The sequence below is a fragment of the Caballeronia sp. A2-2 genome (genome assembly GCF_057612605.2).
In genome coordinates, this window is record NZ_CM172587.1 from 1,369,299 (window position 1) to 1,390,266 (window position 20,968).

The window sequence follows — 20,968 nt, forward strand, 5'->3', positions numbered from 1 at the left end:
CAGTTGATGAATCGCTATCCGTCGTTTGCATTCCGTTTGGTCCATCTTTACTGAGAGGGCCATCATGTCGAGAAAAGCCGTTTTACATGCAGACATGCCTGCAGAAACGAGGGTCCCGGGCGACGCGGATCGTGCGCTGTATGTCAAGGTCGCGCTGCGGCTCGTGCCGCTGCTGATCGTGTGCTATGTGGTCGCGTATCTAGACCGCATCAATGTCGGCTTCGCCAAGCTCCAGATGCAGGACGCGCTCGGCTTCAGCGATGCGGTGTACGGTTTGGGCGCCGGCATTTTCTTCATCGGCTATTTTCTGTTCGAGGTGCCGAGCAATCTGCTCTTGCAGCGCATCGGCGCACGCAAGACCATTACGCGCATCATGGTTTTCTGGGGCATCACTGGATGCGCGATGGCGACGGTATCGAGTCCGACGGCGTTCTACGGGCTGCGTTTTCTGCTCGGCGTGTTCGAGGCCGGCTTCTTTCCGGGCGTCGTGTACTACCTGAGCCAGTGGTTTCCGCGTCATCGCCGCGGCCAGATTCTAGGGCTCTTCATGACGGGCTTTCCGATCGCAGGGGCGATCGGCGGACCGGTGTCGGGCTGGGCGATGTCCCGGCTCGGCGGCGTCGCAGGACTCGCGGGCTGGCAGTGGCTTTACATCGTCGAAGCGGCTCCTGCGGTGCTGCTTGGCGTCGTGACGTGGTTCACGCTGTCGGACGACATCGGGCGTGCAAAGTGGCTGACCGAGTCTGAGCGCGATGGTTTGCGCCATGCATTGCGTGCCGAACGGAGCGACGCGGAATCGGAGCATACCGGGCAGTTGCGGAAGGTGATCGCCGATCCGAAGGTGTACCTTATAAGCTTCGCGTATTTCACGTTCATTTGCGGCACTTATGCGCTGAGTTTTTGGTTGCCGACGGTGCTCAAGAGCGCGGGCGCGACGAGCGTGGAGCGTATCGGCTGGCTCTCGGCGATTCCCTACGGGATCGCGGCTGTAGGCATGGTGCTGATCTGCCGAAATTCGGACCGGCTGGTGGAGCGTCGTTGGCATGGCGCGCTGGCCGCCTTCGCAGGGGCGATTGCGCTTTCGCTGCTGCCGCTCATGGCGCATGATCTGACTGCGACCATTGTGCTGCTGTCGATCGCATCGACCACGGTGTTCGTCACGCTTCCGCTGCTGTGGTCGCTCGCATCGGACTATTTTGCGGGCTCATCCGTGGCTGCTGCCGCAATCGCCTTCGTCAACAGCCTCGGCCTGCTAGGCGGCTTCGCCAGTCCGTTCGCAATGGGCTGGCTCAAGACATTGAGCGGCACGCTGAGCAGTGGGCTTTATCTGATGACCACGCTGCTGGCACTGGGTGCATGCGCGATGCTGTGCATGCGCACCGGCCGTCAGTCGAATGCATGATCAACCAACAAACGTCGAGGCCCGCGCAATCGGGCCCGCTCGCGGCAGACATGGAACAGACCTTCAAGGACGCATCGCCGGGGAGCCTGCTCGGCGAGAGCGTGGCGCGGCTCGATGGCGCGCGTTTCGTATCGGGACGTGTCGACTACAGTGCCGATCTCATTCCTCGCGATGCCCTCCATCTCGCCATACTGCGCAGCGCGCACGCGTGCGCGAGGATCGTGTCGATCGATTTGTCCGACGCGCTGGCGATGCCCGGCGTCGTCGCCGGCCTGACGGGCGAGGAAGCGGCCCTCTTCAGCGATGCGATGCCGCCGGCGATGGACCTGCCCGCGAAAGGCGCGCGCGGTCCCCTGCAGAGTCGCTGCCTCGCGCTCGAAGAGGCGACGTACTTCGGTCAACCCGTGGCGGCGCTCGTGGCGACATCGGTTCACGACGCGCAAGCGGCGCTCGCGAAAATTCGCATCGACTACGAAGCGCACACGCCGACCGTCAGCGCGCATGAAGCCTTGCGCGACGGTGCGCGGATCGTCCAGCCCGGCTGGGACACGAATCTGCTCGTGCACGACCGCATTCGCTCGGGCGACGCCGATGCCGCGTTCGCGCGCGCGGCACACGTCGCGCGAGGTGAACTGACCATCGGCTCGTCGACGAGCGCGCCGATGGAAACGCTCTGCTATATCGCCGAATGGGATGCGCGCGGCGAGCGTTACGCGCTCACCGGCACGTTCCAGAATCCCCATACGAGCCGCTGGTTGATCGCTGCGGCACTACGCGTGAAAGAGTCGCAGGTGCGCGTGATCGCGCCGCGCATCGGCGGCACGTTCGGGCTCAAGATGGCGGGACATCCGGAGGAAGTGCTGGTCGCGCTCTTCAGCCGGCTCACGAAACGGCCGGTGGCATGGATCGAGGAACGGCGCGAAACGCTGCTCGCGGGCGCGCGGTCACAGCATCACCGCTTCGAGATCGCCGCAGATGAGAACGGCAGGCTAATCGCGTGGCGCGATCGCATCCTGGTCGACGTCGGGATCATCGGCGCCGGTCATAGCTGGGCGATGGCGCTCGTCACGCCGGCGGTGTTTCCGACCGTCTATACGATCGAGCATTGCGACGTCGAGTGTTCGCTCGCCATGACCAACCAGCCCCCGTGGCAAGCCATACGTGGTTACGGCAAGGAGATCGGCAATCTCGTGCTCGAACGGGCGATCGATCTGCTCGCGCAACGTACCGGCATGGACCCGGTCGAACTGCGCCGGCGCAACCTCGTTGCGCGCGAAGCCTTGCCGCGCCTCCTGCCATCCGGCCTGAACGTGGACAGCGGAGACTATCCGGGCGGCCTCGAGCAGTTGCTCACGATGTTCGACTACCCGCAATGGCAGGCACGGGCACACGCCGCGCGCGACTCGGAGTGTCGCATCGGGATCGGCATTGCGTTCGAACTGACACCGGAGGGCGGGGCGCGGCCAGGAAATTTTCCCAACGGCTACGAGACATCCACGGTACGCATGATGCCGTCGGGCGACGTGCAGGTGCTGACCGGCGTGACGTCCCCCGGCAGCGGTAGCGACACCGGCATCGCGCAGATGGTGGCGGGCGAACTCGGCTTGCGCGCCGATCAGGTGAGCATCATCGAAGGCGATACCGACGTGACGCCGCTCGGCACGGGCAATGCCAGCAGCCGTGCGCTCATGTATGGCGGCACGGCTGCGTACCTCGCCGCGCGGGAACTGCGTGACCGGCTTGCGCAGTGCGCCGTCAACATGCTCGGAGGAACGGCCGACGACATCGTATTGCGCGACGGGCATGCGCGCCGCCAGTCGGATGGCGCGCAAATCGCCGTGGCGGAACTGGCACTCGGCGCTCACTTGCGTCCGTTCACCGTGGCTGCGGGCGTGACCCTTCCGCTCGAAGTGACGCGCAGCTTTGCGCCGAAGAACGTACGCGTGGAGCCGGATGCGCAAGGCCGCATCGCCACTTACCCGACGTTCTCGTATTCCGTGCATGCCGTCGCGCTCGAACTCGACATGGTCACCGGCAACAGCAAGCTCCTCGACTATGCCGTGGTGCACGACTGCGGCGCGATGATCAACCCAGCGCTCGTGGAAGGGCAGCTCAAAGGTGCGATCGTGATGGGCATCGGCGTGGCGCTGTGGGAACTGATCAAGATGGACGAGCACAATCGCATGATCACCGATCGTTTCAAGAGCTACCTGCTACCGCGTGCAAACGATCTTCCGCCGATCCGCGTCGGGCATCGCGTGACGCTCAATCCTTTTCATCCGCTCGGGATGAAGGGCGCGGGCGAATCGGGGCTCGGTGGCGCCCTCGCGGCCGTCAGCAACGCCGTGGCGAACGCGCTGGGTGACGATGCGTGCCTCGCGCATGTGCCGGCTACGCCTGCACGCGTAATTGCGTCCCTCCAGGAGCGATTCGCGTGATCGGGCATCGGTTCAATTTTCTCCAGCCCAAGGAACTCGACGAAGCAGCGGACTTGCTGGCTCGCTTCGGCGAGGACGCGTCCGTGCTGGGCGGCGGCACGATGCTGGTGCCGTCGATGTCGGCGAATCTCGTGCGGCCCGCGCATCTCATCGGGTTGAGCGCGCTCGGTCTGGATTCGATCGAGCTGGACGGCACGCACCTGCGTATCGGCTCGATGACGACCTACGCGCAGCTGCTCGCCTCGCCGATCGTAGCCAGCCACGCGCCGCTGCTCGCCAAGATGGCCGCTCAAGTCACGGGCGGCGCATCGATCCTGAACCAGGGAACGCTTGGCGGAGCCGCGAGCTTTGCGAATCCTTCGTCCGACGCGCCGGGCTGTCTCACGGCGATGGAGGCGGTGTTCGAGTTGCGCTCGTCCCAAGGAAAGCGTTGCATACCGGCGCATGATTTTTTCGCCGACGCGTTTCGCACCGTGCGACGCGCGGACGAATTCCTCACCGGCATTCTCGTCTCGCGCGATGCGACCCTCATCGCCTGCCAGTACCAGAAGTACAAGGCGAGCGCGAGCTCGTGGCCGATCGTGACCGTCGCGTGCTCGTTGCATCGTGGCGCAGAGGCGAGCGTGCGGCTCGCGGTTGGTGCAGCAGGGCGCCGACCGGCGTATCGCTGCTTCATGATCGACGAGAGATCGTTGCTCGCGCCCGATGCGCTCATCGAGGAGGCCGCGAGCAGGGCGCTCGATCTCGTCGGCGAAGGCTGGAACGATGAACTAGCGGATGGCGCTTACCGACGTGCCATCGTGCCGGGGGTCGTGAGGCGGCATTTGCGCACGCTACTCGCGGGAGCGAAAGAATGAAGGAAACGATTCAGGTGCAACTCACGCTCAATGGCGAGCCGCATTTCGCGGACGTAGACTCGCGGCTGTTGCTCGTCGAGGCGATCCGTGATGCGCTGGATGCAAAAGGGACCCGCGTCGGCTGTCTGACCGGCGATTGCGGGGCATGCACGGTGCTGATCGATGGCAAGGTACGAAAGGCATGCCTCGTTCTGGCGGCGTCGATTTCGGGCAACGATGTGCGGACGATCGAAGGCATCGAGGGAATCGAGACGCTGAAAGAGGCGTTTATCGCAGAAAACGGATTCCAGTGCGGCTTTTGCACGAGCGGCATGATCGTCGCGGCCGCGGATCTGTTGAAGCAGAATCCGTTGCCGAGTCACGAAGAAATACGGCGCGCCATCAGCGGCAACTTGTGTCGATGCACTGGCTACGAGAGTATCGTCAATGCAATCCATCGCGCGGCACTTGGCGGCTGCCCGTTTGGACAAAGCGATGAAGAATGATTCCATCTCGTCAAGGAACTTGCGCTTGCGCGTCTTGCTGGTCGACTGGTTCAATCCTAAGCTGAACCGCTTCATGGGCTCGATGTTCGCCGCTCAGGCGACCTCAGACTGCGTTTTGCAGATCTCATTCAGGCATCGGTTGGTCCACCGCGGCATCCCAGATCCCCATCGCGTCAGTCACGGCTTTTTCGATGACGGCATGCCGGACGCGATCGCGGGCGAGCACGGACAAGCCCTGGAAAAAGCAGTCGAACGCGATGGACAGCGCCGCCGGATCCGTGCTGCTGCGCAGCTCTCCGCTCTTGATGCCCCGTGCTACGCAGGCGCGAAAGCCTGCGCGCGTGCGACTGCGTACCTCACGAAGCAATTGGGTGACGGCTTCGCTGCCTGTGGAGCTGACGCCAACGATGCCCAGCGCGACCATGCAGCCTTTCGGGTGGCCGCTCTCGGTCTGCATTTTTGCCGACCGGAGCAGCGCCAGGAACACGCCCTCCCGTGGCGGAAGCGACATGTCATGGAGACTACGGGTCACCTTGCCGTAAATCTCCATGTATCGCTCCAGCGCCTCCTTGTACAGCGCCTCTTTGGACTCGAAGGCCGCATAGAAGCTAGGCGCGGAAATGCCCCCGCCGATCGCCGCCTTCAGCTGCGACAAAGATGTCGATTCATAGCCATGTTCCCAGAACAGATGCATCGCCGAAATGATCGCGGCATCGCGGTCGAACGTGCGCGGCCGGCCCCGCTGATTCATGAACTTCTCCGCTCATCAAAATATACATACTAGTCGATACACAATCTTCGAGCAAATCGCGGCCACGACCTCTCTTGCATGGCAACGTATGTTCAAGCTGGGCGGTTGACACGGCGTTGTGCGCTCCCTTATATTTGTACCGTTCGGTATTTAAATCGGAAACAGTGCGGGGTCACCATACGAACCCCGTTTTTTTTGACTCTATTTATGTATCATTCGGTACGGAAAACAATGTCCAAAGAAATCGAAGCCCGCCTTGACGCCATCGAAAGCCGCTCTGCTATCGATGCGCTGATCGCCAACTACGCCGAGGCGTTCGACAGCATGAACGTCGAGCTGCTCGCCACGCTCTGGCATCCCGATTCGCGACTGCTCCTGGGCGCGAACGGCAACTCCGATGGCCTGGAGGCCATCCTGGCGCAAGCACGCATCAACATGAAGCGCATGCCCCACATGCATCATTGGATGGCGAATGCCCTGATCACGGTGGACGGTGACAACGGCCATGGCCTGGTAGCAGCGAACTGTCTTTTTTATGACATCGATGAGGGTACGCTTCAAGTGAGCGGCCAATACCGCGACGTCTATCAGCGACGTGAAGGCCGCTGGGCATTTCTGGAGCGCGTCTTCACCATGCACTACGCGACGCCGCTTCAGAACTGGCACCCCATCACGGGAACAGAACGCTTCGACCGCCCGGCCTGACGCGGCCCGTGGCCGCTTGAACTCATGCACACGACAACCTCTTCCACGCATCGATGGTCGGCGTTCGCGGTGTTGCTGGTGGGAGCATTTCTGCCTCCGCTAGACTTCTTCATCGTGAACGTCGCCTTGCCATCCATCCAGAGCACCCTCCACACGAGCGGTGCAGAACTGCAACTCGTCATTTCCGGATACGCCGCGGCCTACGCAGTCTTCCTTATCACAGGAGGACGGCTAGGCGATCTCTTCGGTCGGCGGAAGATTTTCCTGATCGGCGTCACGGGCTTCGGACTGACATCGGTGATCTGCGGCCTCGCATCGTCACCCGTCATGTTGATCCTCGGGCGTGTGCTGCAGGGCCTGAGTGCCGCCGCCATGGCACCGCAAGGACTGGCCTCGATCCACGCCCTGTTTCCCGAGAAAGAGCGCGCGCGCGCCTTAGGCCTCTACGGCGCCGCGGTAGGACTGGCCGCCGTAGCCGCGCAGGCGCTCGGGGGTGCTTTGATCTCTGCGGACCTTTTTCACTTGGCGTGGCGAGTCATCTTTCTCATCAACTTGCCCGTCGTCGCTGCCGTTCTAATTTTCGGGCTGCCGTTGCTACCCGACGTCCGCGGTGACAGCCCGGCACCCATCGACCGGATCGGGGTGCTGCTCTGCGCGCTCACGCTGGGCTTGCTCATCGTGCCCCTGGTCGAAGGGCGGGAATTGGATTGGCCGTGGTGGGCCTGCGCGATGCTCATTGCGTGCCCTGTCGCTGGCTTAGGCTTCTGCCGATATGAGATGGCCTACGCCCGCCGAGGCGGCGTGCCCCTGATCAGCGTTGAGCTGATCCGTAGGCCTGGCCTGTTGAGCGGGCTTACGGGCGTCCTCTTCTTCTACGTCGTCTCGGCTTTCTTCCTGACGTTTTCCGTCTACCTTCAGGCGGCGCTTGGCATGAGCCCATTAGAGACAGGGCTGGTTTTCTTGCCATTCGGCATCGGCGCCTTTATCGGGCCATTGACGACACCGCTGGCTATTCGTTTCTTCGGCGAGCGCGTCCCCGCCATTGGCATGATGCTCGAGGTCGCCGGCTGCACACTTCTAGCCGCTCTCGTGGCCGACGCGCCCGGACAGATGCCGGCTCAGTTTCCCCTGATCGGGGCGGTAGCACTTTTAGGATTCGGTCAGGGCTGGGCGCTGCCGACGCTGGTGCGCTCGGTCATCAATCGCGCACCGGCGACCGGTTCCGGGATGATCGCGGGCATCACGAATTCGGCGTTGCAGATCAGCGCAGCGCTGGGTGTCGCGGTTATCGGCGGCGTTTTTTTCAGTGTCGCAGGGACTTCGCCAGATCCGGTTACATTCGCCAGAGCACTGGTTGTAGCAATGATATGCGTTGGAGGCAGTCTGATCGCTTCCGCTGTCCTGTCTATCGTCGCTTCGAGATCGAGTATTCATGCCGCTGCAAGGACCGCGCCTCGTTGAGTTCAGCCTTCGTGACTCGCGGCAAGCAGAAATTCACCGCGGCATGCAGGGCAATCCACCTTGGTCAAGCGACAACACGCTCGAGGCTGGGGTTTGTGACAGGAGCTGGTCGGCCATTCTCGGCCGGTCGATTCCCTTGCGAAGTCGGCATTCGAATGGCTCCTTTCCTGCTGATGGCGGTCGCTCGACGGTTCGTGGAAATGTAGCCTTCATGGCACGTCTCCTCCGCCACAGGAAGGTGCGCCTGGCGCTGCTCCGGTCAGCGGGAACGCAAATCGAGCGCGACAACCCGAAGGGAATATGGTCGCGCGGGGCGTTGACAGGACAGGTTTCGTCGTCAGCGAAGCCGTCACCTAACTGCGCCGTGCGGCGCGACGTCGCCCTATGCATGCTTGCGCGCCTGCATAGGGCGGGCTAGAGCAGAGTGGCGAACTTTGTCGTGCCATGGATCCAGCGCTGTCCATCCGGCTCCGCTTGCTTATTCCAGGGGTTATCTGTGCTCGCCCGCGATCGTGCCGACAAGCCATTATCGAAAAGGCGGTGACAGACGCGACTGGAGTCTAGGATGTCGCGGTGGCCAGCCTTTACCCGAGAAGGTCTGCAGAACCCATTACGCGCCTTGGCCTTTGCTCCGGAGCATACGCAGATCGGCTTAATGAGGAAAGCGCGGATGGTGGCAAGTGCGCGCTTGTCTAGGTCATCACCTATCGTTAATCTGGCGTAATAGGTCAGCAACCGACAACTTCTCAGCAAACGGACTACCACGGAAGCGTCTCGCCACGGTAGTTGTAGTAACGCAGGCCTGCCTTGCCCGATGACGCGGCTATTTGATTCACTATTCCGGGGATGCTTTCCTCAATGCTCAAGGTCGCATCGGCACCGCCCATTTCCGTCCGAACCCATCCAGGATCGACCAGCGCGAGGCTTTGTAAAGCGCTCGCGTGGCGCGCGGCAAAGGAGCGCATTAGCATATTCAAAGCCGCCTTGCTGGCGCGATAGACTTCCCATCCACCGCTTTCGTTCAGTGTCACGCTACCAAGGCTTGAGGACATAATTGCTATCGTTCCTTGTTCTTTCACCTTGTCGTACAGCCGCTCAATGATGCGGATCGGACTCAAAGCGTTTGTCACCATCAAACGGCTGAAGTCCTCGGTCGTAACTTCGTCTGCTCGATCCTCTGGACCAAGGGCGACACCGGCATTGACATACAGGACATCAAATTCGTGATCAGGCAGACGGCTCGCGAGGGCTTCAATATCAGAGCCATCGGTGACGTCTATCTGCTCGATATGTATCTTCCCCGGAAACGCGTCTTCTAAGCGTTGCAGCGGCGTATTGCCACTTCGTACCGTAGCGACGACGTTCCAGTCTCGCGAAAGCCATTCTTGGGCGAGCGCGAAGCCTAGACCACGCGATGCACCAAAGATCAAGACTTTGTTAGAGCTTGTCATATATCGACTCCTCCTTAATTAAGGATGTTGAGATAACCATTTCTAAAACCTAAAGCTATCGCTACGGCCCTTCGGGTAGCTGTCAGAAAGTATGTTGTACACCTACCAGCGCGTGCAATCGCCCGAGAGTCATAAGATATATGCCGCCGAGTAATGATTGCGCCTCTTGAAGCTGCGAAGCCTCGCGGGCGCGCATCCGTTCAACCGTTCTCTCTCACAAGCAGTTCGAGCTTGCCGATCGCCTTCGTTACTGCCGCCCGTGCAAGCATCTCGTCGTACCAGCGTTGCACATGCGGCGTCATGTCCAGTGTCACGTCTGGGAAGGCTCGTCGCCATATCCATCCGAAGTGCGCGATATCCGCGATGGAGTATTCTTCGCCCGCGACGAAGGGGCCGTTCGGCAAGAATAGTGTCGAGTAGTTTCAGTTGACGATTCGCCTCGCCGGAGAAGCGCTCGATGGCCTGGGACATCGCTTCCGGTGCAAATTTGAGAAAGTAACCTGCCTGTCCGAAGGCCGGGCTCAGTCCAGACGCGTGCGCGAACAGATGCTCAAACGTGCGCGCCCGGCGTACAGAGTCCTGCGAGAGAAGCTTGCCGTGCTTTTCGGCGAAGTAAACGAGAATGGCCGCAGACTCGGTCAGCACGAAATCGCGGTCTTCGGCGGTCAGAACAGGCACTTTTCCGTTGGCATTCAGGCGAGAAACGCATCGCTCTTCTGCTCGCCCTTTCGAACGTTGATGGCGTGCAGCGTGTAGTCGAGTCCGAGTTCTTCGAGTGCAATCCGCACCCCTTTCCGTCAACTTTTTTTCCGCCGCCAAATCAAAAATTCGAGAGTTGGCCGATTAGCGGGATCGTCGCGGCGCTGGCCTGCCGTTAGAGCACCACTCTGATGCCGGAGAAATCGCTGTCGTCAATCCGGTAATCGTCCTCTGCGCAAAGATTCCCCGACTTTGGCGTCGTTACAAACATCGACCCACTGGAGTGGACATTGCCTCAAGCTCAGCTTGATGCAAGCACACCGCGCGTTGCAGATCGACCCTTCATCAGTATCGCACTTACTGGTATAGAGCAATAAAAGCGATGTCAGTGACGATGCGAGCAGCTCGCGAAGGCGAGTCGAACTCATGGCTTGCCGACGACGCGGGACGACCGACCTGCACCGATCAAGTGGCTAGAAGCTTTGCCTTGTCGAAACCGGGCCGCCGAATGTACGTGCGAGGACGCGTAAGCCAGGGCATTCAGATAGTCTGATAGAGCGTGTTCGTGCGTACCTCGACCGGCGCGGGTCCTAGGATGTCCGTACAGATTGGACACTAGGAACGAGCGCGCCGCCGGATCGCGCTGATGTCGTCGAAGAGTGGAACCAGTGTAAGCATCAAGAGCACGCTTGCTAGAGGAAGCGTCGCGAGGAAGCCGATATGCGAGAAACTGATCGCGCCAGCGAAGCCTCCCAGCACAAACATGGCCAGTAAAGAACCCAGCAAGGAAAGGCGTGCGCGATTGGCACGAACATAGCCCGATCCATCGGAGGAACTGCCTCGATTCCAATACAACCCTTTTCCTATCTCTATGCCGATATCGGTGATGAGTCCGGTCACGTGCGTCGTACGGATTTCTGCTTTCGAGATTTTCGTAATCATCGCGTTTTGCAGTCCCATGACGTAACAGAGGAGCGCCACGGTGAGCGGAGTGTCCAGCAGCCTGTGCGTCACAAGATGCGACCCCAGCAGCCCAAAAATTAAGAGAAGCGCGGCCTCGAGCAGCAGCGGCGTCGCGTAAATGCTCCGTGCCAGGCGGTGGCGTCCCCAGTTAATAAGGATCGCCGATGTCGCCGCGCCCAAGATAAAGGCCGTCACAGCGCACCCAGCTGAAAGGACGAGCGTCGTTTGCCCTAGCACGGCGTTGTCGGAGATTGAAGACACTAGACCAGACATATGAGACGTGTACTGTCCAACGGCTAGGAAGCCACCCGCATTCGCCGCACCGGCAACAAAGCATAGGGTACAACCAAGCCGCCGATTGCCCCGGTCGGTTCGGTCGGGCGAAGTAAGGTCACGAAGTAGAGCGATTGGCATAAGGCTCTCTGCTCTTTAAGCATGATGCGATAAATTAGCACGTGCTAACACGTATCTCCGTGGCAGGACGCTCTCTCATACCGCACACATTGACGATGCCACGCCCAATGATGGCGGAAGAGGGCGGGTGGCTGTAATAATTACTGACGGAACTTTCAGTTCCGCCGATTTTGTACTCGAGAAACTAACAATTTGAACTGCTGGCGACATCGGAGAAGCGACGCTGAGCTTTAACATCTTTAACATGTTTTAACATCGCTTTAACATGTGCCGAAGTGCCTAAAAGCCCCGCCAGTAAAGGTGTTTAGTTAATTAGGGCCATGTTAAAGGCTTTAACATTTTTTTGTTAAAGGGGGATTTTTTCTGCGCGTGAGAGAACGCTCTGTGTCCGGGTCAAAAAGCTGCCAGGTCTCAGATACCCCCTCCCCCTAAGGTCCCAGTGTCTCATCGTACAACTCGACCGTCTATGCACGGTGCATTGGGAAACTGCCGCTATTGGCGATGGGCTAACGTCTCCATGACGGTGTACGCGCTCATTTTGGCGACGACGCGGCATGTCCTAAATCTTTTCGGCGAGATTCTGCACGGATGACCCACAGGAATGTGCAAACTCAGTAACGACGCGGGTTTGCGGGGTGCACTTCGCCACTTTCTCGCCACTAACTTCAGGCTTTGGTACTTCGACCAACCACACCTTCTTGCTCAATTGTGCGTGGGCATCGACAACCGAGCCGAGGCCTGCCTCCAGGTGCACTAACGTTGCGCGCACAAACTCATGGAGCATGACGCACCTGATGGTTTGGAAAGGAATTTCTTGCGTCTTGCGTCAACTACAAACGACGACGGCTAATGGTACTCGTCGACCCTGACAGAGTTCGGCATGTCGCCTACCGATCGATATAACATTTTCGGTGGAGGAAAGAATATGTCTGGAAACAGAATTGAGCACGAGCCGTCGATTGAGGTCGTCGTGTGATTTAGATAGCCGAGCTCCCGCGCGCGCTTACTTCATCGCCGGCTTGCGGCGAGCTAATTTTGCGGAGGTCCTGTCTCAGACCGGCCACAAGCCGTCATACACCGCGAATTTGCAAACAACTGTTGCAGATGAGCAAGTGGACACCGACGGATTGAGGCTGCCGTTCTCACACCTTCCATGAGGCGCTCCGAGCGTTCCCGTGCTCTTCGTGCGCTTGCGTCGCACTGTCGCGGATATCGACAACTCTCTCAGGCTGTTGTCGGGCTACCAGACGACTGCGGGCATGCATCTCCACTTTCCATCGCGCGCACAGTTGGAGCCCGAGCTGCGCGCGTTCATCGATGTGAGCCGTTAGCGGCAACCGGCCTGATGCAGAACCGGCGCCGTCAGCGGTTCAGCGTGCGGCCGCCGTCGACGATGATTTCAGAGCCGGCAGTCCACTTCGACTCATCCGACGCAAGATACATCACGGCTTTCGCGACCTCTTCCGGCGTCCCGAAGCGGCCATACGGAATGGTCGCGACAATGTCCTTGTTGACCTGCTCGCGATATGCGTCGGGAATACCGAGTTTGTCGTAAAGCGGCGTGTCGATCGGCCCCGGGCTGACCGCGTTGACGCGGATGCCACGCTCGAGTAGCTCGCCCGACAGCGTCTTCGACAGGTTCAGGAACGCCGCCTTGGTCGCTGCGTAGACCGACGAGTGCGCTGCGCCCACGTGCGCGTTGATCGATGTGTTGAGCACAATCGAAGCCGGATTCGCGAATACGGGCAGCAATGTCTGAATCAAAAAGTACGGTCCTTTGACGTTGATGTCGAACGAACGGTCGAACATCTGTTCCGTCCATTGCTCGATCGGCATCCAGACGGACACGCCCGCGTTGAGAAACGCGGCGTCGAGCTCTCCGTAATGATCGGCGACGGACTGCGCGAGGTGTCGCTGTTCGCCTACGCTCGCCGAATCCGCGCGCAACACGAGTACCTCTTTGCCGAGTTCGACCTGTGCGTGGGCGACGCGCTCGGGATCGTTGCCGGTCACCACTACGCGCGCGCCTTCGGCAAGAAATTGTCTGGCTGTCTCAAGACCGATACCGCTGGTGCCGCCGGTGATGAGCGTACGCTTTCCTTGCAAACGTGACATGGACATTCTCCTTTAAGGGTGGCAGTGCAAACAGACGGAAATGCCGCCCGCCTGCTACTTTTCAAAGAATGAACTCATGCCGACATGGCGATAAGACAGTGAATTCGTATATATTTCATGCTCGGTAAGCATGAGTGGAAGTTGGAAATGGATCGGTTTCTGCTGATGAACTGCTTTGCCCGCGCGGTCGAAACCGGGAGCTTTTCGGCTGCTGGACGTGACTTGGGGCTCGGCCAGCCGAATGTGAGCCGGTACGTTGCCGCGCTGGAAGAACATCTGCAAGCCCGGTTGCTGCATCGGTCCACGCGCAGGCTATCGCTCACGCCGGAGGGCGAGCGCTACTACGCAGAAGTCAGGCGCATTCTCGATGCGGTCGAAGAAGCCGATTCTTCGTTTCGCGATCAGGTCGCACCGTCGGGTCTGCTGCGGGTCGCCTGCCCGAGCGCGTTGGCGCACACCTTTGTCATGCCGGCGATTCCCGATTTTCTCGCGCGTTATCCTGAGTTGGAGCTCGATCTGCAAATCGGAGATGGGTATGTCAATCTGATTGACGAGGGTGCCGAACTCGCAATCCGCATTGGACATCTCGAAGATAGCGCCTTGCGTGCGCGGCGCATTGGCCTGTTCGAGCGTGTCTGTGTCGCAAGCCGTGGCTATCTCGCCAGACGCGGCACGCCGCAAGTGCCCCACGATCTGAGCGAGCATAATTGCATCGTCTATACGTTGCTCGCTTCTGGGAACACGTGGCATTTTCGCGGTAGCCAGGTGTCGGTATCCGGGCGGCTTCGCGTCAATTCTCCACAAGCGGTCCAGGAGGCCGTGGACTCGAGCATCGGCATCGCGCATGGACCGCGATGGCTATTCGACGCCGGACTGAAAAGTGGCAACCTTGTGATGGTATTGAGCGACTATGCCCCGGCGCCGGTGCCGATTCAAATTCTTTATGTGGCGAACCGCCTGCTCCCGAAGCGGGCCATCGCATTCATGGACTTCATTGCCCATGCGTTTTCCGGCTTTCCCGCGCTTAACGTGCGTCAAGCGGAGCGTTTGCAATAGCCAGGACTCTTTTGTGGTCAGCATCTCGATGTCCCCTTCGGCCGGGGAAGCGGCCCTTCGAGATACGTGTGCGAGCGGCGGCTCAGGGTCGCATGCCGCCGATCGCTGTCAAGCAGTGGGCGGCGATGAACGGACGCCCGGCTTCCGACCACTAATCGTCTACGAGTGCCTTGCGATGGAGCACATGCGAGGCAATGCTTCGTCCGCTTATCGTCAGTGGCTTGAGCTTATCGGATAGCCGGCTTGGCTTGCCTCGCCGTGCTGACGCGCCGCGCGTAGGGAGTTCGATTCATGCGGGCGTGTAGATCGCGAGTTTCAACGCAGGATCGTCGTTCGCCTGAAACGTCGCGTAGTCGTAGCGTTGCGCGCCGCGCGCCGGATGGGTCAGCACCTTCTGCCCGGACGCGCCTCCACGAACATCGTGCGCGTTCCACCATTTCGCAAACTCGGTGCTGTGCGCGCGCAGTCGGTCGACCAGTTCGACAAAGGCCGGATCGTCAGCATAAAGATCGTGCGTTGCGCGGAACAACGCGATCATGCGACGCGCCTCGCTGGTCCAGGTCGCGCCGAAGAGCCGGCGCGAGTTCGGGTCGATAAACATGAACACCAAAATGTTGCAGTCCGCTTCGTCAAGACGGTCGAAGCCGAGAAGATCGGCCGCTGCTGCGTTCCAGGCCAAGAGATCCCAACGCTTGCCCGTGACATACGCGGGAAGCTCGAGTGTCGCGATCAGATTTGCGATCGGTCCCGGCACGCTTTCGCAAACGAACGGCTGCCGATCGCCGCCGCGCGCCAGTGCGCGCAGATGCGCTGCCTCGGCTTTGCCGAGCCGCAGCGCGCGAGCCAGCGCCTGAAGCGTGGTTTCGGACGGACTCACCGTGCGGCCCTGCTCAAGCCGCACATACCAGTCCACGCCGATGCCCGCGAGTTCCGCGACTTCCTCGCGGCGCAAACCAGGCGTGCGACGTCGCCGCCCGTTATTGAGTCCCACCGATTCGGGATTGAGCTTTTCGCGCCGTGAGCGCAGAAAATCGCCAAATTCCTTTCGGCTCGCTGTTGTCATGACCGTCAACCTTCGAAAGCAGGTACGCATTAATCCCAGGATAGTACTAGGCCTTGTTACCGATTCTATGCCTGCCAGAATGGTCTTGTCTGATTACCATTCAAGGAGACTCGTATGAAAGCAGCAATTCTGAAGACACTCGGCGAGCCGCTTGCGGTTGAAGACGTAGCAGATCCTTCTTTAGGCACCGGCGAAGTGATTGTGGACGTCGTTGCCGCGCCGGTACTGTCGTATGCGCGAGAAGTTTTCAGCGGCGAGCGCCACTACGCGATCGAGTTGCCGATCGTGCCTGGCTGCGGGGCAATCGGGCGCGTGCGTGAGTTCGGGCCCGACGCCACGCATCTCAAAATAGGCGACTGGGTTTTTTGCAACCCGACCGTTCGTTCACGCGACGACGCGCTCACGCCCGACATCACATTGCAGGGCTGGAGTGCACGCGGCGACGGCGGCCTGCGACTCGCGCGCCATTTCCGCCACGGTCCATTCGCCGCACAAATGCGCGTGCCAACTGAGAACGCCATTCGCATCGGTGGAATTGATCCCGCCGACGCGGCGAAATGGTGTGCGCTTAACACACTGCTGGTCCCTTACGGCGGGCTGCTTGCGTCGAATCTGCAGGCGGGCGAGACATTGCTTGTGAGCGGAGCAACCGGCAACTTCGGCAGCGCGTGCGTAGCGGTTGCCCTCGCAATGGGTGTGCGCTGCGTGGTCGCGCCGGGCCGCAATGAACACGTGCTCGCGGATCTGCAACGGCGCTTCGGCGAACGCATCTGTACAGTGAAGCTGACTGGCAACGAGGACGACGATCGGGAACGGATGCGTGCGGCTGCCGGAGCCCCTATCGACTGCGTAATGGACTTGCTGCCGCCATCTGCGACCACGAAAACAGTGCGAGCGGCAGTGATGACGGTGCGGCCTTACGGGCGTGTTGTGTTAATGGGCGGTGTCGGCATGCTCGGCGGCGACGGTCTTGATTTGCCCTATCCGTGGATTATGCGCAACGACATCACCGTGCGGGGCAAATGGATGTATTCGCCGGAAGCGATCACGCTTATGACGGGCCTGATTCGTGGCGGTCTGCTCGACCTCGGTCACTTCGACGTAACCTCCTTCAAACTCGACGACGTGAACGAGGCCGTCAGTCATGCTTCAGCGAATGGCGGCCCATTTCGGATGACGGTAGTCCATCCATAAATCCTTCTATTCCAGCGCTTCGGTCAGCGATGCCTGCGCGCCGGCTCTTCGGACAACACCGCGCCCTCTCGATCACCGGATCGGGCGCGCTGCCCGCGACCACGCGCAGGCCCTTCACTTCGATCATGTTCGCCGTGGTGGTGTTCATGTCAGCCTCCGTGCGAGCGCGCGCCGTGACGGCGCAGGCTGTCGGTCAAGAGATTCACGCCAACGGTCAGCGTGGCGATGGCGACCGCCGGCATCAGCACGGACGGCGCGCCTTCCCAATCGTGTCTAACCTATTTGCCTTAGAAATCAGTGGACGATGTTCCCTTGCATCAATTTCTTGACGCGAAAGCTAAGCAAAATTGGAGAGGCGGCCGTCGACAACTGCCGCCCGTAAAGCTGCGTGGTACGGCCGCTTCCGAGGAAGTCGGATGACCATTCTGAGGCGGGGCCCGTCAGCGTCGCCGTTTAACCCATCGCCAGAAAGCAGTCGTTCACGTCGAGCCTCCCGACAGCGGTCTGTCGTCAGCGCGTACTCACATACTCAGAACCCAATGCCGACGATCGTGCTGTCACCGATTCGACGGCGGCCTACTGAGTAATGCGTCATTCAAGCCGGCGTCTCGAAGACAGCATCTCGGCCAAAGCCGATGTTCGTCGGTCGCGGACCGTGCGGCTGTTCCACTTCGCTGTGCTGTCGTCGGCGGTGTGGCGCAATTGAATGTCAGCTTCGGGGAACGGCGAATGAGGCTTCGCGACCCAATTTGGCCGTTCTCCGCTGATTCCTCGAAAGTCTCTTATCGAGGTGATGGCTGCCGTCGAGACTTCGGGACGCTGGAATATGGGGGGAAACTCGGTGTGGTCGGGTAGCGACTCCGCCAGCCACAACAGGCACCGCTAAGACGGGGATTGCCCGAGCGAACCAACTATCGACGTTCGGCGAATTCCATGACGACTTTGCCGAAATGCGCTCCTGAGGCGAGATACGCATAGGCCTCGCCCGCCGCCTCGAACGGAAACACCCGATCGATCACCGGTTGGATGCGCGCCTGATGCACGGCCTGCGCAGCATTCGCGAGGTCGCTGGTCGAGCCAGTCTGGCTGCCAAGAATGTTCAAGGTCTTGACCATCACAGGCAGCACAGGCATCGTCACTTCCATCCCGCCGATGAAGCCCACCACGTACACCGTGCCGCCGATCTTCGCCGCATTGATGGACCGTGCGAACGTGCTCCCGCCCACCGTTTCCACGATGAGATCTGCGCCTTTGCCATGCGTCGCTTCGAGTACGGCTTCGTCCCACGCGGGCCGTGTGCGGTAGTTGATCAGCACATCGGCGCCGAGTTGTCGCGCACGTTCGAGCTTCTCGTCCGAAGACGACGACAGAATTACGCATGCTCCCGCTGCCTTCGCGAACTGCAATGCGAACAGGCTCACACCGCCGGTACCCAGCAAGGCGACGGTCGATGCAGGTCCGACGCGCCCCTTTACGATCGCGTTCCAGGCCGTCGTGGCCGCGATCGGCAGCGTGACGGCTTGCGTGTACGGCATCCCGTCCGGAATCCGCACTAACGCGCTCGCAGGAACGACTGCATAGTCGGCAAGCGATCCCGGCATGGTGACACCGCGAATCCGCCGCGCGTTCGCATCGGTCGGCAAGCCTGCCGACCAGTCGACGATCGACCCTGAAACCACACGCTCTCCAATCGCCCAGCCTTTCACCTGCTCTCCTGTTTCGACGATCTCGCCGGCCCCGTCCGTCCCGGGTACGAAGGGCGGTGTCGCGTCTCCCAGCCGTCCGCGCGCCACCATCAGGTCCAGATAGTTCAGACCGGCTGCATGCAGTCGGATTATCACTTCGTCCGCCGCCGGCCGCGGTGTCGGTGCGTCGCGCAACACGAGCTGCCAGGTTTCCCCTGGTGACAACTGGAAAGCACGCATCGCCTGTTGCTCCGTTCTTGTGATCGATAGAGGCAATGCTACTGCGAACGAACATCTATAATCGATCGCCAAAGCACAACATCCTTGCATGAGGCACATGAATGAACGGCGTGCAAGCGGACGAGATCAGCGCGTTTCTCGCGGTGCTCGACACGGGCAGTTTCACGGCAGCAGGACGCCGCCTCGGACGCGATAGTTCAGTGATCTCGCGGCGGTTAAAGGCGCTGGAAATCCGGCTCGGCACCCGGCTCATAGAAAGATCGACACGCCGTCTTTCTGCAACCGACGCCGGCATGCGTCTGCGCGAACGGGTGCAGGAAGCCATGCAACTGATCCGCAGCGGCGAGGAAGAGGCGCGTTCGTTGAGTGCCTCGCCCATCGGACTTCTGCGCGTGAGCCTGCCGGCTGGCTTTGGTCGCCGCTGGATCGCGCCGCGGCTGCCCGAGTTTCTCGCGCGCTATCCTGCGCTGGAAGTGCAAGCCGACTTCACCGACCGCTTCGTCGATCTGATTGCGGAGCGCTTTGACGTGGGCGTGAGGATTGGGCGGCTCGAAGATAGTCGGCTGGTCGCGACGCATGTGCAGACGATGCGTCGCTTGTTGTGCGCATCGCCGGCGTATCTGGAGGCGCATCCGCCGATCCGACATCCGCGCGACCTGGTCCAGCATGCGTGCATTGGATTTACGCCGATGACCTCGCATCCGGTCTGGCATCTTTCGCGGCACGGACAGCGGCGTGCAGTGCGCACGCGTTCGCGGCTTGCCACCGACGACATCGATGCCGTGATGCACGCGGCGCTTAAAGGCGTTGGCGTAGCGTATTGCGCGGACTGGATCGTCGCGAGCGAGTTACGTGAGAAACGCCTCGTCGAAGTATTGCCCGCATGGGAAGTAGAGGGCAATGAAACAATGCATGTGATCCGCGCTTCGGCGCATTACACGCCAGCGAAAGTACGTGCGTTCGTCGACTGGATGGCAGAAGAGTTCGAGCATCCTCCGTGGATGGGCCGGAGGCGCAAGCGGCCTTGATAGGATCCGAAAGCATTTTTCCGCTATTCCTGAAATTGTTTCTTGTTTCCCAATGGTAGTTGCGTACGACGATACGATCGATACTTCCAGACGTGACAGAAGCTGGCGATGGGGTTTCCCCCGCGCTTTGTTCCGCTGCAATCGCAAACAGGAAAAGCCATGGTAGACATCTCGTATGAATCGCCAACCGAAACCGAGAAACGACTTCGCCGCGTCGTCAAAAAGGCTCGTCTGAAGATCTATCGGCAAAGCTATGCATTCCATGAATTTCCGCTCGAGGATTTTCCCAACTCCGTAAATCCAGATGCTCTAGCCCTTGTCCGTGATGATGACGTTTGGAGTCAGCTTGTACCTTGCAGCGATAAAAACGAAGACCTGTTTGCTATTTTTAGATTTCACTTTCCAGCGGATGCCGACAACAGCGGATTTGTCGGCTGGCTTGCAAACTACCTTAAACAGAAGTTTGGAACTGGCGTCTTTGTGACGTGTGGGCAGAATCGGAAAGATGGTGGAATCTTCGACTATTGGGGTGTTCCAGTCTCGCTTGAAGGTGACGTTTTTCAGGAGCTAGCGGAACTGGTAGCGGAAGCATAGCTTCGCGAACGTGTCGCGGTTCCAGGGTCGGCACTAGCCGCTTCGCGCTTGTCATTCGAGGCCGCTCAGTGTGTCGAGTCCAGGCGGACGTCCCGATGTCGATGGCGTCGGCCCGATCAGCTCGTCCGAAACCGTTTACACATCTTATTCGCGTCGGCGAACGCCTATTCTGCAAGGCCCAAGCCGATAGCTCGCTGCGCGTCTTGTATCCGCAACGAGAGCATCGGAGATGAAGATCGCGAATAAGAGACCCTCACCCGGCACTTGGCCGCATGACTTCCGCGTGACCGCGAACGCCGGGCTTAGTCTGCCGCAGGACGCGCAGCGCGCCCTCAAAGGCGCGCTGCTCCACGTGCGGACGTACCCG

Annotated in this window: 20 protein-coding genes and 1 pseudogene; 11 read left to right on the plus strand and 10 right to left on the minus strand. The window is 60.3% G+C overall.

Translation table 11 applies throughout. From position 1 onward, the window contains the following. The first annotated feature begins 94 nt into the window (after positions 1 to 94). The 4 genes from ACZCWR_RS06455 to ACZCWR_RS06470 are packed head-to-tail and all read left to right on the plus strand — an operon-like array spanning position 95 to position 5,182. A complete protein-coding gene (locus tag ACZCWR_RS06455) occupies positions 95 to 1,402 on the plus strand; it encodes an MFS transporter (protein ID WP_487302880.1) in 1,308 nt (435 codons plus the stop codon). Then, positions 1,399 to 3,840 carry a xanthine dehydrogenase family protein molybdopterin-binding subunit gene (locus ACZCWR_RS06460; RefSeq protein WP_487302881.1) on the plus strand — a complete coding sequence of 814 codons (2,442 nt, stop codon included), beginning with the start codon at positions 1,399 to 1,401 and terminating at the stop codon, positions 3,838 to 3,840. Before ACZCWR_RS06455 ends, ACZCWR_RS06460 begins: the two co-directional genes overlap by 4 nt. Next, positions 3,837 to 4,697 (plus strand): FAD binding domain-containing protein, encoded by an 861-nt coding sequence (locus ACZCWR_RS06465; RefSeq protein ID WP_487302882.1) that lies wholly within the window; start codon positions 3,837 to 3,839, stop codon positions 4,695 to 4,697. The genes ACZCWR_RS06460 and ACZCWR_RS06465 overlap by 4 nt, the downstream gene beginning before the upstream one ends. Further along, positions 4,694 to 5,182 carry a (2Fe-2S)-binding protein gene (locus ACZCWR_RS06470; protein ID WP_487302883.1) on the plus strand — a complete coding sequence of 163 codons (489 nt, stop codon included), beginning with the start codon at positions 4,694 to 4,696 and terminating at the stop codon, positions 5,180 to 5,182. Before ACZCWR_RS06465 ends, ACZCWR_RS06470 begins: the two co-directional genes overlap by 4 nt. 124 nt (positions 5,183 to 5,306) lie before the next feature. Here the strand turns inward: ACZCWR_RS06470 and ACZCWR_RS06475 are convergent, their stop codons facing one another. Then, positions 5,307 to 5,933, minus strand: a complete 627-nt coding sequence (locus ACZCWR_RS06475; RefSeq protein WP_487302884.1) for a TetR/AcrR family transcriptional regulator — start codon at positions 5,931 to 5,933, stop codon at positions 5,307 to 5,309. Positions 5,934 to 6,164: 231 nt separating this feature from the next. Here ACZCWR_RS06475 and ACZCWR_RS06480 point away from each other — a divergent pair, with 231 nt between their 5' ends. Then, a complete protein-coding gene (locus tag ACZCWR_RS06480) occupies positions 6,165 to 6,638 on the plus strand; it encodes a nuclear transport factor 2 family protein (RefSeq protein WP_487302885.1) in 474 nt (157 codons plus the stop codon). 24 nt (positions 6,639 to 6,662) lie between these two features. Continuing rightward, positions 6,663 to 8,099 carry an MFS transporter gene (locus ACZCWR_RS06485; protein WP_487302886.1) on the plus strand — a complete coding sequence of 479 codons (1,437 nt, stop codon included), beginning with the start codon at positions 6,663 to 6,665 and terminating at the stop codon, positions 8,097 to 8,099. A 758-nt stretch (positions 8,100 to 8,857) separates the two neighbouring features. Here ACZCWR_RS06485 and ACZCWR_RS06490 read toward each other — a convergent pair. The 4 genes from ACZCWR_RS06490 to ACZCWR_RS06505 all read right to left on the minus strand — a co-directional run bounded on the left by ACZCWR_RS06490 (position 8,858) and on the right by ACZCWR_RS06505 (position 11,626). Further along, complete coding sequence (locus tag ACZCWR_RS06490; RefSeq protein ID WP_487302887.1) at positions 8,858 to 9,550, minus strand: SDR family NAD(P)-dependent oxidoreductase; 693 nt, start codon at positions 9,548 to 9,550, stop codon at positions 8,858 to 8,860. 200 nt (positions 9,551 to 9,750) lie between these two features. After that, positions 9,751 to 9,954: a glutathione binding-like protein gene (locus ACZCWR_RS06495; RefSeq protein WP_487302888.1), complete on the minus strand. Its 204-nt coding sequence runs from the start codon at positions 9,952 to 9,954 to the stop codon at positions 9,751 to 9,753. A gap of 288 nt (positions 9,955 to 10,242) precedes the next feature. Further along, positions 10,243 to 10,338 carry a thioredoxin domain-containing protein gene (locus ACZCWR_RS06500; RefSeq protein WP_487302889.1) on the minus strand — a complete coding sequence of 32 codons (96 nt, stop codon included), beginning with the start codon at positions 10,336 to 10,338 and terminating at the stop codon, positions 10,243 to 10,245. A gap of 526 nt (positions 10,339 to 10,864) precedes the next feature. Further along, a complete protein-coding gene (locus ACZCWR_RS06505; RefSeq protein WP_487302890.1) occupies positions 10,865 to 11,626 on the minus strand; it encodes a YoaK family protein in 762 nt (253 codons plus the stop codon). A 1,175-nt stretch (positions 11,627 to 12,801) separates the two neighbouring features. Between ACZCWR_RS06505 and ACZCWR_RS06510 the strand changes: the two genes are divergently transcribed. Beyond that, the gene (locus ACZCWR_RS06510) at positions 12,802 to 12,957 is read left to right on the plus strand and encodes a hypothetical protein (protein ID WP_487302891.1); all 156 of its coding nucleotides are present in this window, start codon (positions 12,802 to 12,804) and stop codon (positions 12,955 to 12,957) included. A gap of 31 nt (positions 12,958 to 12,988) precedes the next feature. Here the strand turns inward: ACZCWR_RS06510 and ACZCWR_RS06515 are convergent, their stop codons facing one another. Next, positions 12,989 to 13,741 carry an SDR family oxidoreductase gene (locus tag ACZCWR_RS06515; RefSeq protein ID WP_487302892.1) on the minus strand — a complete coding sequence of 251 codons (753 nt, stop codon included), beginning with the start codon at positions 13,739 to 13,741 and terminating at the stop codon, positions 12,989 to 12,991. A 147-nt stretch (positions 13,742 to 13,888) separates the two neighbouring features. Between ACZCWR_RS06515 and ACZCWR_RS06520 the strand changes: the two genes are divergently transcribed. Beyond that, positions 13,889 to 14,797 (plus strand): LysR family transcriptional regulator, encoded by a 909-nt coding sequence (locus ACZCWR_RS06520; RefSeq protein WP_487302893.1) that lies wholly within the window; start codon positions 13,889 to 13,891, stop codon positions 14,795 to 14,797. 289 nt (positions 14,798 to 15,086) lie between these two features. Here ACZCWR_RS06520 and ACZCWR_RS06525 read toward each other — a convergent pair whose 3' ends face one another. Further along, positions 15,087 to 15,860, minus strand: a complete 774-nt coding sequence (locus ACZCWR_RS06525) for a helix-turn-helix transcriptional regulator (RefSeq protein ID WP_487302894.1) — start codon at positions 15,858 to 15,860, stop codon at positions 15,087 to 15,089. Positions 15,861 to 15,974: 114 nt separating this feature from the next. Between ACZCWR_RS06525 and ACZCWR_RS06530 the strand changes: the two genes are divergently transcribed. After that, positions 15,975 to 17,054, plus strand: a complete 1,080-nt coding sequence (locus ACZCWR_RS06530; RefSeq protein WP_487302895.1) for a zinc-binding dehydrogenase — start codon at positions 15,975 to 15,977, stop codon at positions 17,052 to 17,054. Here ACZCWR_RS06530 and ACZCWR_RS06535 read toward each other — a convergent pair. The 3 genes and pseudogenes from ACZCWR_RS06535 to ACZCWR_RS06545 all read right to left on the minus strand — a co-directional run bounded on the left by ACZCWR_RS06535 (position 16,999) and on the right by ACZCWR_RS06545 (position 18,895). Next, positions 16,999 to 17,202, minus strand: coding sequence for a hypothetical protein (locus ACZCWR_RS06535; protein WP_487302896.1), 204 nt, complete (start codon positions 17,200 to 17,202; stop codon positions 16,999 to 17,001). The genes ACZCWR_RS06530 and ACZCWR_RS06535 overlap by 56 nt on opposite strands. 1 nt (position 17,203) lies before the next feature. Continuing rightward, a pseudogene (locus ACZCWR_RS06540) lies at positions 17,204 to 17,317 on the minus strand (ABC transporter permease); the annotation flags it as partial. Positions 17,318 to 17,965: 648 nt separating this feature from the next. Continuing rightward, on the minus strand, positions 17,966 to 18,895 hold the full coding sequence (locus ACZCWR_RS06545; protein ID WP_487302897.1) for a zinc-dependent alcohol dehydrogenase family protein: 930 nt from the start codon (positions 18,893 to 18,895) through the stop codon (positions 17,966 to 17,968). 185 nt (positions 18,896 to 19,080) lie between these two features. Between ACZCWR_RS06545 and ACZCWR_RS06550 the strand changes: the two genes are divergently transcribed. Together ACZCWR_RS06550 and ACZCWR_RS06555 are read left to right on the plus strand one after the other, a co-directional pair. Beyond that, positions 19,081 to 20,007, plus strand: a complete 927-nt coding sequence (locus ACZCWR_RS06550) for a LysR family transcriptional regulator (protein ID WP_487302898.1) — start codon at positions 19,081 to 19,083, stop codon at positions 20,005 to 20,007. A 108-nt stretch (positions 20,008 to 20,115) separates the two neighbouring features. Then, positions 20,116 to 20,601, plus strand: coding sequence for a DUF6196 family protein (locus tag ACZCWR_RS06555; protein ID WP_487302899.1), 486 nt, complete (start codon positions 20,116 to 20,118; stop codon positions 20,599 to 20,601). Positions 20,602 to 20,968: the final 367 nt, after the last annotated feature.